Origin of the sequence: Lysinibacillus sphaericus (genome assembly GCF_001629735.1) — a bacterium.
In the GTDB taxonomy this organism is placed as follows: Bacteria; Bacillota; Bacilli; order Bacillales_A; family Planococcaceae; genus Lysinibacillus; species Lysinibacillus pinottii.
Genome location: NZ_CP015224.1, coordinates 329,713 through 345,893, shown reverse-complemented (window position 1 = coordinate 345,893; position 16,181 = coordinate 329,713). Strand labels below are relative to the sequence as shown.

The window sequence follows — 16,181 nt, the reverse complement described above, 5'->3', positions numbered from 1 at the left end:
ATGCTATAGTATCCCAACTACCTACTATTCCTTATAAATAGTCTCGCCACACATTAAGCTGTTCCCATGATGGATTTGACTCTAAATAATGGAGCGCGTGATTAATTTCCCGTTCAGCTGCTTCTTTCGATGATGAAACAGCTACAAGTGCTAATTTTGTGCGCTGCCATACATTTTGATGGTCAATTTCCGCAATAGAAACATTAAATTTCTGCTTTGTGCGGGTAATCATACGCTGTAAGACAGCACGTTTCTCTTTTAACGAATGGGCAGTTTGAATGATAAATTCAACCTCTGCGTATACAATCATTATACTCGTTTAACTTCTTCCATAATGTAGGCTTCAATAATGTCGCCTTCTTTAATATCGTTGAAGTTTGTAATAGTAATACCACATTCGTATCCTCTTGCTACTTCTTTTACTTCGTCTTTGAAGCGCTTAAGCGTATCTAATTCACCTTCAAAAATAACTACGTTATCACGGATTACACGTACGCCTGAATCACGCGTTACTTTTCCTTCAGTTACATACGAACCAGCAATTGTACCAACTTTTGATACTTTAATTGTTTGGCGAACTTCTGCTTGCCCAATAATTTTTTCTTCAAATTCAGGATCAAGCATACCTTTCATCGCTTGCTCAATTTCTTCAATTACTTTGTAAATGATACGGTGTAAACGAATATCTACGCCTTCTTCTTCTGCAGCACGTTTTGCATTGACATCTGGACGTACATTGAAACCAATAACAATAGCATTGGAAGCAGCAGCTAGAGAAATATCAGATTCCGTAATGGCACCTGCACCAGTGTGAATAATTTTCACATTTACGCCTTCTACATCAATTTTCATTAATGAAGCAGCCATTGCTTCTACAGTACCTTGTACGTCTGCCTTAACGATTAAGTTCAGCTCTTTCATTTCGCCTTGGCTCATTTGCTCAAATAAGTTATCAAGCGTTACACGTTGTTTTTCAGAACGTTGTGCTTGGATAGCTGACATCGCACGAGTTTCCCCAACTTGACGAGCTGTTTTTTCGTCTTCAAAGACAACAAAACGGTCTCCTGCTTGAGGTACATCATTTAAACCAGTAATTTCTACTGGTGTTGATGGTCCAGCTTCTTTCACACGACGGCCTTTGTCGTTCACCATTGCACGAACTCGACCAAATGTATGACCAACAACGATTGGGTCACCCACTTTTAATGTACCATCTTGCACTAACAGCGTAGCAACTGAACCGCGTCCTTTGTCTAGCTGAGCTTCAATTACTGTTCCAAGTGCTAAACGGTCAGGGTTTGCTTTCAATTCTCCTACTTCGGCAACAAGTAAAATCATTTCTAGTAATGTGTCAATGCCTTCACCTTTTAATGCAGAAATTGGTACGAAAATTGTTTCTCCGCCCCATGCTTCAGGAACTAAGCCATGTTCAGTTAATTCTTGCATTACACGATCTGGATTGGCTGATGGTTTATCCATTTTATTCACAGCTACAATGATTGGTACTTCCGCTGCTTTTGCGTGATTGATTGCTTCTACTGTTTGTGGCATTACACCATCATCAGCAGCTACTACTAAAATGGTTAAATCTGTTACTTTTGCACCACGTGCACGCATTGTTGTGAAAGCAGCGTGTCCAGGTGTATCAAGGAAGGTAATTTTCTTGTCACCTTCTGTTACTTGGTAGGCACCAATATGCTGCGTAATGCCCCCAGCTTCACCTGCAGTTACTTTAGTATTACGAATTGAATCTAATAATGTTGTTTTACCGTGGTCAACGTGACCCATGATTGTTACAACTGGCGGACGTTCTGATAATTGAGCTTCATTTACTTCTTCTGTTTGCTCGAAGTGTGTTTCTAAGTCCGTGATATCTACACGAATCTCCTCTTCCACTTCTACACCATAGTCTGCGCAAATTAATTCAATTGCATCCTTATCTAATTCTTGGTTAATTGTTGCCATTACCCCAAGCATAAATAATTTTTTAATAATTTCTGATGGCTCACGGTGTAATTTTTTTGCTAATTCTGCCACTGATAATGATTCAACAAAAGTAATTTTTTCTGGAAGTTCCTTTTGTTTAACTGGTATTGATGGTTGATGCGTTTTTGGATGGCGACGTTTGCCTCCATGAATCCCTGGTTTTGGACGTTGGTTGTAACCACCGCCACCTCTACGATTATTATTGTTATTATTATTATTATTATTATTATTTTGTGTCATATTTCTATTTTGATTACCTTTTGTATTCTTAGATTTTTCGTTAGACGAATTTGAGTGTTGCTGATTATTTACTTTAGGCTTAGAAGTAGCAGATTGCTGCCTTTGACCTTCTTGCTTTTTCACCGAATGGTTTTGTTGGCCATTCGATTGAGATTTTTGTGAAATGTTTTGAGTTGCTTGTTTTCCTACATTTTTCTCAGGTGTTGCTTTAAATGTTTGGTTTAACTTTGACACGATGTCTTTCTCTAACATAGACATATGATTAGTTACACTCACATTTAATTTACTAAGTGCTTCAATAACCTCTTTACTCGTTTTATTCACTTGTTTCGCATATTCATGAACTCTGATTTTGGTCATCTGCTCACCCCCGATTATTTTTCGTTGAGTAGACTAGACAATTTACTTGCAAAACCTTTATCGGTAATCGCTAAAGCCACTCGGGCCTCCTTACCTGTAGCATGTCCTAGATCATAACGATCTCCAATTACATGATACTCAACGTTGTAGTACGTGCACTTATCTTGAATTTTCTTACTTGAGTTTTTAGAAGCATCGTTTGCAAGCAGTACTAACTTAGCATTGCCATTGCGGACTTCCTTTACTACTAACTCTTCTCCTGAAATCACTTTACGGGCTCTTGCCGCAATTCCAAGCAAATTAAATATTGCTTGATTGATCATAAAATTGACTCCCTACGAATTAGCAAAATAAGCTCCTCGTAAATTTCTTCAGGTATTTTCACTTCAAGTTGGTGCCCCAATACATTTTTCTTACGAGCGATATCGATTGCCTTCTCTGATTTAGAGACATAGGCACCACGCCCAGGTTTTTTCCCGGAGACATCTACACTTACTTCGCCCTCTTTTGAACGAACAACACGTATCATTTCTTTCTTAGGTAGCATTTCTCCAGTTGCTACACATTTACGAAGAGGTACTTTTTTGTTAACAGCCATAAGAATCACCATTCCTCTCTGAAGCTTGTCGTAAGAGGTGGACAAGTCATGCTCTACTTGACGCTCTGACAGTATTCAGTCGGCGTAGGGGGCCCACTGAATACTGTCAGTTAACTCGTCACACGGGCTTTCTTACTTATTCTTCGTCGTCCTGATATAAGTCTACTGCCACTTCTTCAAAATCACTTTCTTCATCCACAGCAGGTACGAAAGTGCTTGTAGCAGACGGATAGATACCTAATTCACGTGCATCTGTCTCACTCTTAATATCAATTTTCCAGCCAGTAAGCTTTGCAGCTAATCGTGCATTTTGTCCACGTTTACCAATAGCTAGTGATAATTGATAATCTGGTACAACAACCGTTGTAGATTTTTCTTCTTCGTTTACTTGTACATCTAAAACTTTTGATGGACTAAGCGCATTGGCAACGAATACAACAGGATCTTCCGACCATTCTACGATATCGATTTTTTCACCGTTTAGTTCGTTAACAATCGTTTGTACACGAGCACCTTTAGCTCCCACACAAGAGCCTACTGGATCTACTTCTTCATTGTGTGCATAGACAGAAATTTTTGAGCGATCTCCTGCTTCACGAGCAATCGATTTAATCTCTACAATTCCTTCATAAATTTCTGGTACTTCCATCTCAAATAATCGGCGTAATAAGCCAGGATGTGTTCGAGATACAATCACTTGCGGACCGCGTGTTGTACGTTCAACCTTTGTAATATACACTTTAATGCGATCATGTGGATGGTAAGTTTCGCCTTGGATTTGTTCATTGACTGGCAATGCAGCCTCAACTTTTCCTAAACCTACATAAATATTTCGCGCATCTAAACGTTCCACAACACCAGTTACGATATCATCTTCACGATCGACATATTGCTCGTAGATTAAACCACGTTCCGCTTCACGTACACGTTGTGTTACTACCTGTTTGGCTGTTTGTGCAGCAATACGACCGAAGTTACGTGGCGTTACTTCTTGTTCCACGATATCTTCTAATTGATAAGCAGGGTTAATAACCTTTGCGTCTTCTAAAGAAATTTGTAGACGATCGTCCTCTACTTCTTCCACAACATCTTTACGTGAAAACACACGAATAGAGCCCTTATCTAAATTTAAGTCCACACGAACATTTTGTGCTTGGTTAAAGTTGCGTTTGTAAGCTGTAACTAATGCCGCTTCAATTGCTTCAATCAACACATCTCTTGAAATTCCTTTTTGTTCTTCTAGCGCATTCAGCGCATCTAACAAATCACTACTCATTTTGTTTTCACTCCTAAATATGCATTATGCTTAAAAATCGATGGCTAGTCGTGCCAATGCGATTTTTTCTTGTTCTATTGTTACTGTAATTTTACGCGTTTTAATGCGTACTTCCATCACTAATGTATGTTCCTCGTAGGATGTTAAGTAGCCTTGGAATTCCTTCATGTCCTTAATGGGCTTATAGGTTTTTACATAAATAAACTTACCAATTGCTTTTTCAAAATCAGCATCCTTTTTTAATGGACGCTCCGCTCCAGGTGATGAAACTTCTAAATAATAGTTTTGTGTAATTGGGTCTTTTTCATCCAATAACAAACTTAGTCGTTCGCTTACTTGAGCACATTGGTCAATGTCGATGCCACCTTCTGGTGTATCAACATAGACGCGTAAAAACCAGTTACGTCCTTCTTTTACGAACTCAATATCCACTAACTCCAGATTTAACTCATCTACTATTGGTTTAGCGAGCTCTTCAATTAAAGATGGTACTTTGCTCATTATTTCCTCCTGTATCTATTCTAGCGTGTCAATCATTCATTACAGTATTGGTGGTGTAATGAACCATAATAAAACAGAAATTCCACCAGTTGCTTTGGTGAAATTTTACGGTCTTACCTGCTGTTAGTCAAAATTTGTTTTGCTACGGTATAACAACAGAAAAGAGCGGGTAAGCCCCACTCTTTTGCTGGAAAAATATCAACAAATTATTACCATTAGAATAGCATAGTTCTTGGTATAATGCAAATTTCCTTCATGAAAGATAACCATATTGTGACAGGATTTTGAAATGACTAGATTTTACAGATCAAACTTTGAATGATTAGCAGCTCATTGATCCTTAAAAGAGTGATAGCTGATTAGCATCCGGCATTCCTTCCAAACAGCCCAACTGATCCATGTATTCGATTAGTGTTTTCGAAACACGACCGCGTTGCTGTAAATCTTCCTTCGATAAAAACTCTCCATCTTCTCGAGCAGCCACTATCGTTTTGGCTACGTTCGTACCAAGTCCTGGGATTGCATCAAAAGGTGGAATTAATGTATTGCCTTCAATGACAAATTCACTTGCCTGTGAGCGGTACAAGTCAACTTTTTGGAAGCTCATGCCTCGCTCACACATTTCCAGTGCTAGCTCCATCACTGTTAATAAGTTCTTTTCTTTTGTAGAGGCATCTAGACCTTTTAAATTGATTTCGTCAATACGGGCCCGAATCATTTGTGAACCTTGAACCATAGCAATTAAATCAAAGTCATCTGCACGTACCGTGAAATATGCTGCATAGTACAGGATTGGAAAATGGACCTTAAACCAAGCAATACGAACCGCCATTAATACGTATGCGGCAGCATGGGCTTTCGGGAACATATATTTTATCTTTTTACATGACTCGATATACCATCCTGGTACTTTATTGGCGAGCATCTCTGCTTCAAATTCCTCTGATAAGCCTTTCCCTTTACGTACAGACTCCATGATTTTAAATGCTAACGATGGCTCTAGACCTTGGTAAATTAAATACACCATAATATCGTCACGACAACCAATTACTTCTTTCAAGACACATGTCCCGTTATGAATTAATTCTTGTGCGTTACCTAGCCATACGTCTGTTCCATGAGATAATCCGGAAATTTGCACAAGCTCTGAGAATGTAGAAGGCTTTGTATCCTCTAACATTTGCCGTACGAAGCGAGTACCGAATTCAGGAATACCTAATGTTCCCGTCTTACAGCCAATTTGTTTTTCAGTTACACCTAACGATTCAGGTGAACTAAAAATTTGCATAACGACAGGATCATCAGTAGGAATCGTTTTCGGATCTATTCCTGATAAATCCTGTAGCATTCTAATAACTGTCGGATCATCGTGTCCAAGTATATCTAGTTTTAAAATATTATCATGAATCGAGTGGAAGTCGAAATGGGTTGTGCGCCATTCTGCATCCTGAGCATCTGCTGGGAACTGTACTGGAGTGAAATCAAAAATATCCATATAATCAGGTACTACGATAATTCCCCCTGGGTGTTGCCCACTAGTTCGCTTAACCCCTGTACATCCTTGCACTAAACGATCCACCTCAGCTCCGCGGAAATGTAAGTTGTGATCATTCGCATAGCCTTTGACATAACCATATGCTGTTTTCTCCGCCACCGTACCGATTGTTCCTGCACGGTACACATAATCCTCACCAAATAATACCTTGGTATAATTATGGGCCTTCGGCTGGTATTCACCAGAAAAGTTTAAATCGATATCGGGTACCTTATCCCCTTTAAAGCCAAGGAAGGTTTCGAATGGGATATCTTGTCCATCTTTTTTATAAGGTGTTCCGCATTCTGAGCAGTCTTTATTCGGTAAATCAAAGCCTGAGCTAACCGAACCATCATCAAAAAACTCGGAATGCTTACAATTTGGACAAACATAATGCGGAGGCAATGGGTTAACCTCCGTAATTTCCATAAAGGTTGCCACTAATGAAGAGCCTACGGAACCACGAGAACCTACTAAATAACCGTCAGCTAAAGATTTCTTAACCAGCTTCGCAGAAATTAAATAAATTACACCAAAACCATGTCCTAATATAGATTTTAGTTCTTTTTCAATTCGAGCTTTTACAATTTCGGGTAGCTCCTCACCGTAAATATGATGAGCCATTTCATACGTTAAATTGGTTACTTCATCATCAGAGCCTTCAATTTTTGGTGTATATAAATCATCCTTAATCGGCTTAACATCTCCAATGCTATCAGCTACTTTTTGTGCATTCGTCACAACAACTTCTTTAGCTAGATCTGGTCCTAAGAAATCAAATTCTTTTAGCATTTCATCCGTTGTTCTAAAATGCACCTCAGGTAGTTTGGATCGATTTAAGATGTTTGCACCACCTTGAGAGCCAACAAGTATTTGTCTAAACATAGCATCAGTTGGGTCTAAATAATGAACATTTCCCGTTGCGACAACTGGTTTATCGAGCTTCTTCCCTAACTTAACAAGCTTTCGAATGATATCCTCTAATGTCCATTCATCACGGACGACATTCCGTTCAATTAATGGTGCATATACCGCCTTCGGTTGTACCTCAATATAATCATAGAATTTTGCCACCTGTTCGGCTTCTTCCGGTGATTTATTCATCATCGTTTCAAATAATTCACCATTACTACAACCAGAACCGACTAATAAACCTTCTCGATATTGCTCTAGAACAGCTCGTGTCACACGAGGAACTCGATAGAATGTCTTTGTATGGGAGTGTGAAACAATTTTAAATAAATTCTTTAAGCCCGCATTATCAACAGCTAAAATAGTACAATGCATCGGTCGACCTTTTTTATAGGCATCCCCACCACCGATATGTTTATTAAAATCATCATGGTATTTAATGACTAATTCATCGGCATCTTTTAATAATTGTAAAAGTAAATAGCCTGTCGCCTCTGTATCGTATATCGCTCGGTGATGTTGTGTTAATTCAATATTGAATTTTTTACAAAGTGTATTTAAACGGTGATTTTTCATTGTAGGGTAAAGTAATCTAGCTAATTCTAATGTATCAATGACTGGATGTGTTGTTCCTTCAAGACCAAATTTTTTATAGCCTGTATATAAGAAACCAATATCAAATGACGCATTATGAGCAACAACAATCCCATCCCCAATAAATGCATGAAACTCTTTAATGACTTGCTCTACTTCTGGGGCATGACGAACCATATCATCGGTTATACCTGTTAATTCAATGGTCGTTGCTGAAAGCGGATGATGCGGGTTTGCAAAGCTTTCATATTTATCGATGACATGGCCATCTTTAATCTTTACTGCCGCCAGCTCAATGATTGTATCGTAAGCAGTGGATAATCCGGTTGTTTCCACGTCAAAGACAACATAAGTGGCATCTGCTAATAAGCGATGCTCTGGGGCATATGCAATAGGTACACCATCATCGACTAAATTAGCCTCCAAGCCATAAATTACTTTAATGCCATGTTTTTTCCCTGCTGCATAGGCTTCTGGGAAGGATTGTACAACAGCATGATCTGTAATAGCTACTGCTGGATGACCCCATTTTGCTGCCTGTGCAACAAGACGATCAACGGGCGTCACAGCGTCCATTTGACTCATCGGTGTATGCAAATGTAGCTCTACTCGCTTTTCACCCTCTGGTGCCAGATCCTGACGTGTTTCTTTTTTTATTTCATTAATATCATTCGCCATGACAATTAAATCACGAATAAATGTGTCTGTTTGGACGGAGCCTCGAACTTTAACCCACATTCCCTTTTTTAGGTGCTGCATCAATTCGGCATCGTCATTATCACGTGAGAACATTTTGACGATAATAGAGTCCGTATAGTCAGTAATTTTAATTTGTAATAAAGAACGGCCACTTTTCAGTACTTTAATTTCCGTATCAAAGACAAAGCCTTCCACAATAACACGGCGTTCTTCTTCAACAATGCGTTTAATTTCCATAATTTCATCATCTTTAATATGCATACCAAGCTGGAATGGACGATCACCAAGGTTCGCAATAGCTGGATTGTCCTTCTTCTCCTGCTCTCGTTTTTGGAAGTCCTGCATCGCTTGTTGAGATAAAGCCGCTTCTTCCATACGTTTTTGTTCCATAAACGCTTCCTGAGCAGCAATCATTTCTTCAGTTTGTTCTTGAAGTACAAAGTCTATCACCATTTTTGGAAAACCGAATTGACAATAGCTATCTGCTAGCTTGTCGGCATACTTCGTTTTTAACATCATAAATTCCATTTCCTGCATACAGGCCAATGTAATTTTCTGACCATTCCACATCGGCACTTGAGAGATGAGGCAATTTTTCAAAGTTGGTGCCATCTCATCAATTTGCTCGACAACATTTAGCCAATAACCCTGAACAAGTTCCTCCGTTACACTTTTCTCTTGTGTCTCAATGGTTGTATAAACTTGTGCGATTGCTGAAAATTTATCTGTTAAATGGGTACGGAAAAGCTGGTAAAGCGGAAATGGCAGTATATCACGCAATTGAATAGTAAAATGCCATAGTCTATCCTTTTTATGGACTGTTAGCCGTGATAACTCACCTTCCTCGAAAAATGACATGTACACATCATCTGTTAACTCTAGTTGCTGCAAAAGCATTCGAAATCTCGTTCTTGCCTCTTGTTGCTGTTCCAATTTATCGACACCTACTTTCAGGAGGAGGCAGTCCATATAAGCCTCATATTCTAATTTATCTTCAACATAGGACAAGAATGCCAGAAAAAAATTCGCTCCCTCACTGCGGGCGCTCTTCAAGCTTAACAGAGAGTCTAAACTATCTGTTTTGTTTGCTTGGCTCACTGTCCCGCAGAATTGTCGCGAATTTATTTATCCCTATTTTATCAAAATTACATGAAAGCCTCTATTAGAAGCATTCACTTCCATTTAAAACCAATCATGACAGGTTATTAATTTTTACGGAAAAATTCATTTAAGCGGTCAATCACTTCTTCCTTTTTCCATTCAAATGTTTCTCCAGTTTGTCTGAACTTCACTTCCACAATACCTTCTGTTGCTTTTTTACCAACTGTTACGCGAACAGGTAAACCAATTAAATCAGCATCCGCAAATTTAACGCCAGCACGCTCAGCACGGTCATCTAGTAGTACATCATAGCGATATGATTTTAGTAAGCCGTAAAGCTCATCTGCTAAAGCTACTTGCACTTCATCTTTAGTATTTACAGGTACAACATGGATATCGTATGGAGCTAATTGTGTTGGCCAAGTGAAGCCATTTTCATCTTGGAAATGCTCAGCTACCGCAGCTAGAATACGAGAAACACCAATACCATAGCAACCCATAATAAATGGTTGAGATTTCCCTTGCTCGTCTAAGAAAGTACCATTCATTTTAGCAGAATATGTAGTACCTAGTTTAAAAATATGACCAACCTCAATGCCTTCCGCAAATTTAATCGTACCTTGTCCATCTGGAGAAGGATCACCCTCTTGAATAAAACGAATATCTAAGTAGTCATTCACAGCAAAATCACGCTCAGGATTAACATTTACTAAATGGAATCCATCTTCATTCGCACCTGCAATACCATTACGAATAGATTTAATCGCATGATCAGCTACTACTTTTACGTCTACAGGTAACTTCACTGGCCCAATGGAGCCAACACCACAACCTAATAGCTCACGAATCGCTGCTTCACTTGCAAGCTCTACAGAACCCGCTTCAAGCGCATTTTTCAATTTAATATCATTGATTTCATGATCTCCACGCGCAAGAACAACTACAAGCTCTCCATCTACATCAAAAACAAGAGATTTTATAACATGGGCAGGTTTTACTTGTAGGAATGCTGAAACTTCCTCTATTGTTTTTTGATCTGGTGTCGCTACTTTTTCAACTTCTTTTAATGCTTCATCAGATGTCTGGTAATCTGCAATAACTTCAGCCATTTCAATATTTGCTGCATAGTCAGATGTATCTGAATAGGCAATTGTATCTTCTCCAATTTCTGAAAGGACCATGAACTCATGTGTACCTTTTCCGCCGATAGACCCTGCATCTGCGATAACAGCACGATAGTTTAAGCCAAGACGTGAGAAAATATTAGAATAAGCACGATACATATCATCATATGTTTCATCTAAGCTTTCACGAGACGCATGGAAAGAATACGCATCTTTCATAATAAATTCTCTTCCTCGTAGTAAACCAAAGCGAGGACGTTTTTCATCACGGAACTTCGTTTGAATTTGATAAAGTGTTAACGGTAATTTTTTATAAGATTTAATTTCATCACGTACTAACGTTGTAATTACTTCTTCATGTGTTGGCCCTAATGCAAAATCACGGTCATGACGGTCTTTCAAGCGCATTAATTCTGGACCGTATTTTTCCCAGCGACCTGACTCTTGCCAAAGCTCAGCAGATTGTAGAGATGGCATTAATAGCTCAATCGAATTGATGGCCTCCATCTCTTCTCGAATAATTGTTTCAATTTTTGATAACACACGTTTTGCAAGCGGTAAATACGAGTATACCCCACTTGTATTTTGACGAATAAACCCTGCACGTAGTAATTGCTTATGTGACTTTACCTCAGCATCAGCAGGTACTTCACGTAACGTTGGGATAAATGTTTTACTTTGCTTCATTCAGTGTTCCACCTTTTTTAATAGATAAGTTTATACTCTCAATAGCATAAACAAATTTAGCTTTGAGCGCAATGTTTCGTAGAAAATGCGCCCAAAGCTATAAATAAAATTCCTTTTAATTGTAAAGTTAGAATTTACTAGTCATTGATTAAAAGAAAAATCTCTGTATATCATTCCATGTGACAACTACCATTAAAATCATTAGTAGAACAATTCCTACAAAATGGACAATTCCTTCTTTTTGACGGTCAATTGGTTTCCCACGTAAAGCTTCAAAACCAAAGAATAATAAGCGACCACCGTCTAAAGCAGGTAATGGAAGTAAGTTCATAATTCCTAGATTTATACTTAACATTGCAGCCCAATTCATTAAGTTCATAATTCCATACTGAGCAACTTGCTCGGTTGCTTTATAAATACCTACAGGACCGGATAAAGCGTCTATTGTAAACTTACCAGTAATCAGCATACCTAGAAGCTCAAATATTTTGACAGTCATATTATAGGTTTCTTGTGCCCCATAGACAACAGCCTTTAGAGGATTAAATTCTCTCGGGCTATCGTAAAGCACTCCAATTTGACCATACTTTTCTCCATCCTGTTGGACTTCCTTCACAGTCATGTTTAAGTTGACAGATTGTCCGTCTCGATCTACGGTCACCATAATCTCTTCGTTTGGATGATCCTGAATAATTGCAGCTAAATCCTGCCACTTTTCAACAGCCTGTCCATCAATGGCTGTCACTCTATCACCTGCAAGCATCCCAGCCTCCGCAGCTGGATTATTTTCTACAACTTCAGAGATAACTGGCTCATATGTTGGAACTCCGTGAATTAATCCAATAACTAAATAAATTACAAAAGCTAGAATAAAGTTAAAAAATGGACCTGCGAAAATAGTCATCGCTCGTTGGCCAACCGTTTTTGCATTAAATTGACGATCATGAGGTGCAATGACCAGCTCTCGTCCATTTTCCACAAGAATACAATCTCTCGCTACTTGATAACGAACTAATCTTTCTTCTTCATCATAGCCCTCTACAAACAAATCTTTTTCTAAATCAGCACGCTCAACTTCTAAAAATAACAAATCTGGTAATTGCTTATTATTTTGATTGAAAATAATTTTTTTAACAACATTATCTTCATTGACAACAAGCCCTATTCGATATCCTGGCTGTAATTCAGTGCCATCCATATCTTCGCCAGCCATTCGTACATATCCACCGATAGGCAATAAACGAATAGTATACATTGTTTCTCCATGTGTTCTACCATAAATCTTGGGTCCCATACCGATGGCAAATTCACGTACTAGAATACCTGCTCGTTTGGCGAATAAGAAGTGTCCAAGTTCATGGAAGAAGACGAGTAAACCAAATATTAAAATAAATGCAATGGCTGTTTGCATAATACCCCACCTTTAAAAGCGATTAGTTAACGATACATTGCTCTCGTTATTTTACCATGTCTAACACTATTTTTCTTGTTTCACTGTCCACCTGTAAAATCGTTTGTAAATCTGGTATTGCAATGTTTTGGTGTGCTTGCATCACACGTTCAATCGTCTCATCGATTTGAAGGAATGTTATTTTCCCTTGTAAAAAAGCTGCAACTGCTGCTTCATTTGCTGCATTCATTGCTGTTAGGATGGTTCCACCAGTACGGCCAGCCTCGTATGCTAAGCGCAATGCTGGGTAACGTTCAAAGTCCATTTCTTGAAAATGCAATTGACCAATTTGCGCTAAATTTAGTCTCTGACCATTATGTAACGGGATACGATCAGGGTAACTTAAAGCATATTGGATAGGAACGCGCATATCTGGTGTGCCTAATTGTGCAATCACACTAGTATCATGATACTCAACTAGAGAGTGAATAATACTTTCTCTATGCAAAAGTACATCTATTTTTTCATATGGCATATCGAATAAAACATGCGCCTCAATTACTTCTAAACCTTTATTCATCATTGTTGCAGAATCTATCGTAATCTTTGCGCCCATAGACCAATTCGGGTGATTCAGTGCGTCAGCCACAGTCACATGTTTTAATTGGTCCCGTGTTTTATCGCGGAAGCTACCACCTGAAGCAGTAATAATTAAACGTTCAATATCTTTGGGGTTTTCACCATTCATCGATTGAAAGATAGCAGAATGCTCACTATCAACTGGCAAAATAGTTGCGTTGTATTTTTTCGCTTCAGCCATTACTAAATGTCCAGCTGTCACAAGTGTTTCTTTATTTGCAATCGCAATTGTTTTTCCCATTCGAATGGCTGCTAAAGTGGATTCCAGCCCAACACTTCCAAGTACAGCATTAACAAGAACTGTCGAAGCCGGATGTGTAGCAACCTCCACTAAGCCTTGTGCGCCAAATGTGAAGTGAATAGTCGGATACTCCTTAGCAAGCAGTAGCGCATCTTCTTCTAGCTGCACAGAAACTAATTCGGGCTTTAAGTTATCAATCATTTCTCGTGTTTTCTCCATATTTTTCCCTGAAGAGAAAGCAACTAATTGAAAAGCTTCACGTTGTTCTTTTAAAATATCGTAGGTTTGCCAACCGATTGAACCAGTTGCACCTAATAAACTAATTTTTTTCACAACACATTGTCCCCTTTTTCTATCTAAGCAAATGTATGAATAGAAGTCCTTTATAGTTCGGATTAATTACCAAACAAATGTAAAAAATGAAGTAAAGGCACAACGAACAATAGACTATCGAAGCGATCTAATATCCCGCCATGCCCCGGTAAAATATTACCTGAATCCTTTACATCAAAATGACGCTTAATAGCAGATTCCACCAAATCGCCCATCTGACCAATAATGGAGGCGAAAATTGTTACGAATACAAGTGTTATATAACCATTTGCAAATGGGTAAATAAGTTGCATACCGACAGCGAAAATGACAGCAATGACAATTCCACCGATGAAGCCTTCAATCGTTTTCTTTGGTGAGATTTCAGGCCATAACTTGTTCTTACCAAATTTTCTTCCGACAAAATAGGCACCTGAATCCGTTGTCCAAACGACCAATAAACAATAGACAACGTACTCTAAACCTACATTTCTTGTTTCAATTAAGTAATGGAACCCTAAGCCCACATAAAATGCGCCTAATAAAATAAAACCAACTTCATCAAAAGTTATTTTATTTTTTACCAAGACTACATAAATAAGGAGTAGCATCATTAGACCATAGACTACCATTAGAGTAGACGAATAGCCTATTAAGTCTACAACCTTTTCACTCCAGTCCTTCGGGATAACAAGCAAAATTAAAGTGACCAGCCCTAAAAAGCCAGGCACAGAAAAAATGGAAATACCTTTCATTTTAAGTATTTCATAAAAACCGACAATAGCCATTGCTAGCACAAGTATGGCAAATGGTACTTTTCCATAAATAACGAATGGTATGAAAAATGCTGCTGCAATTATTGCGGTAATAATTCGTTGTTTCAAGTTGTTTCTTCTCCCTTCAACCCACCATAACGGCGATTACGTTTTTGATAGTTTTCCACCGCTTCCAGTAAGGTTTCCTCACTAAAATCTGGCCACAATGTATCTGTAAACCAAAATTCTGTATAGGCAAGCTGCCAAAGCATAAAGTTACTTAAGCGCACTTCACCACTTGTACGAATTAATAAATCCGGTTCAGGCAAATGGGCCGTCATTAAATGAGATGTTAAGCATTCTTCTGTTAGGTCTTGCATTGTTAATTGACCGTCCTGTACTTTTTGAAGCATCATTTTCATGGCATTAACCATCTCAGAACGACTTCCATAATTCAGGGCGAAATTTAAAATAAGACCTGTATTATGCTTCGTTTCTTCCATTGCCTCATACAACGCTTTTTGTGTATGGGCAGGTAATAAAGATGGATCTCCAATCATTTCGACACGTACATTGCGTTCCATCATCTCGGGTAAAAAGGAACCTAAAAACTCGACTGGTAGCCGCATCAAAAAATCTACTTCAGGTTTTGGCCGTTTCCAGTTTTCAGTGGAAAACGCATATACGGTTAATACCTTAATGCCTAAATCTGACGCAAATCTCGTGACCTTACGTACGGTCTTCATTCCCTCATGATGACCAGCAACACGGGGCATAGCTCGTTTTTTTGCCCAACGTCCATTTCCGTCCATAATAATCGCTACATGGGCAGGAATCGGCTCGCTTTTAGTTAGGGCCACACGCTCCTCCAATGATAGTGTATCCATATTTATTTGTTTACCTAATAGCTTTTTAAACATGCTAACTCCCCCACTACAACTAATCGGACGTATACTAACCTATCATAACAAACAAAAGCGCTTTTTGTCTTTTTTTTCCCCTCTAAATTGACTATGTATGTACTAGCGTATTTTAGAACTATACACATTTTTAAAGAATAAGTTTGTTAAAAAATTAATCAATATTTATGTGATGCACAGCTTTGTATATTTCATCTATGCTTTTCTCTATGATTCAGCTCATATTCGAATGGTAAAGAGAAAAGACGTCCTGTTATGTATAGGACGCCTTCATCTCATCAAAAAGTTCCATCATAGACATGTAAAACGTTT

The 16,181-nt window shown here is 38.5% G+C and carries 12 protein-coding genes; all 12 read right to left on the bottom strand.

Features of this window, described 5'->3' with window-relative positions:
* Window positions 1-31 precede the first annotated feature (31 nt).
* Complete coding sequence (locus tag A2J09_RS01610; RefSeq protein ID WP_008178987.1) at window positions 32-310, bottom strand: DUF503 domain-containing protein; 279 nt, start codon at window positions 308-310, stop codon at window positions 32-34.
* A complete protein-coding gene (gene infB / locus A2J09_RS01605; protein ID WP_012293304.1) occupies window positions 310-2,586 on the bottom strand; it encodes a translation initiation factor IF-2 in 2,277 nt (758 codons plus the stop codon). The genes A2J09_RS01610 and infB overlap by 1 nt, the downstream gene beginning before the upstream one ends.
* A 14-nt stretch (window positions 2,587-2,600) precedes the next feature.
* The gene (locus A2J09_RS01600) at window positions 2,601-2,909 is read right to left on the bottom strand and encodes a YlxQ family RNA-binding protein (protein ID WP_008178997.1); all 309 of its coding nucleotides are present in this window, start codon (window positions 2,907-2,909) and stop codon (window positions 2,601-2,603) included.
* The gene (gene rnpM / locus A2J09_RS01595) at window positions 2,906-3,184 is read right to left on the bottom strand and encodes an RNase P modulator RnpM (protein WP_012293303.1); all 279 of its coding nucleotides are present in this window, start codon (window positions 3,182-3,184) and stop codon (window positions 2,906-2,908) included. The genes A2J09_RS01600 and rnpM overlap by 4 nt, the downstream gene beginning before the upstream one ends.
* A gap of 136 nt (window positions 3,185-3,320) precedes the next feature.
* Window positions 3,321-4,460 carry a transcription termination factor NusA gene (nusA, locus tag A2J09_RS01590; protein ID WP_012293302.1) on the bottom strand — a complete coding sequence of 380 codons (1,140 nt, stop codon included), beginning with the start codon at window positions 4,458-4,460 and terminating at the stop codon, window positions 3,321-3,323.
* A 30-nt stretch (window positions 4,461-4,490) separates the two neighbouring features.
* Window positions 4,491-4,961, bottom strand: a complete 471-nt coding sequence (gene rimP, locus A2J09_RS01585; protein ID WP_012293301.1) for a ribosome maturation factor RimP — start codon at window positions 4,959-4,961, stop codon at window positions 4,491-4,493.
* Window positions 4,962-5,301: 340 nt separating this feature from the next.
* Window positions 5,302-9,633 carry a PolC-type DNA polymerase III gene (locus A2J09_RS01580; protein ID WP_036162603.1) on the bottom strand — a complete coding sequence of 1,444 codons (4,332 nt, stop codon included), beginning with the start codon at window positions 9,631-9,633 and terminating at the stop codon, window positions 5,302-5,304.
* 272 nt (window positions 9,634-9,905) lie between these two features.
* Window positions 9,906-11,612 (bottom strand): proline--tRNA ligase, encoded by a 1,707-nt coding sequence (locus A2J09_RS01575; protein ID WP_012293299.1) that lies wholly within the window; start codon window positions 11,610-11,612, stop codon window positions 9,906-9,908.
* Between the two features lie 148 nt (window positions 11,613-11,760).
* On the bottom strand, window positions 11,761-13,023 hold the full coding sequence (gene rseP / locus A2J09_RS01570) for an RIP metalloprotease RseP (RefSeq protein ID WP_012293298.1): 1,263 nt from the start codon (window positions 13,021-13,023) through the stop codon (window positions 11,761-11,763).
* 46 nt (window positions 13,024-13,069) lie between these two features.
* Entirely contained in the window at window positions 13,070-14,215 is a 1,146-nt protein-coding gene (dxr, locus tag A2J09_RS01565; RefSeq protein WP_012293297.1) for a 1-deoxy-D-xylulose-5-phosphate reductoisomerase, read from the bottom strand.
* Window positions 14,216-14,277: 62 nt separating this feature from the next.
* Complete coding sequence (locus A2J09_RS01560) at window positions 14,278-15,078, bottom strand: phosphatidate cytidylyltransferase (protein WP_012293296.1); 801 nt, start codon at window positions 15,076-15,078, stop codon at window positions 14,278-14,280.
* On the bottom strand, window positions 15,075-15,869 hold the full coding sequence (locus A2J09_RS01555) for an undecaprenyl pyrophosphate synthase (RefSeq protein WP_008181400.1): 795 nt from the start codon (window positions 15,867-15,869) through the stop codon (window positions 15,075-15,077). Before A2J09_RS01555 ends, A2J09_RS01560 begins: the two co-directional genes overlap by 4 nt.
* Between the last annotated feature and the right edge of the window lie 312 nt (window positions 15,870-16,181).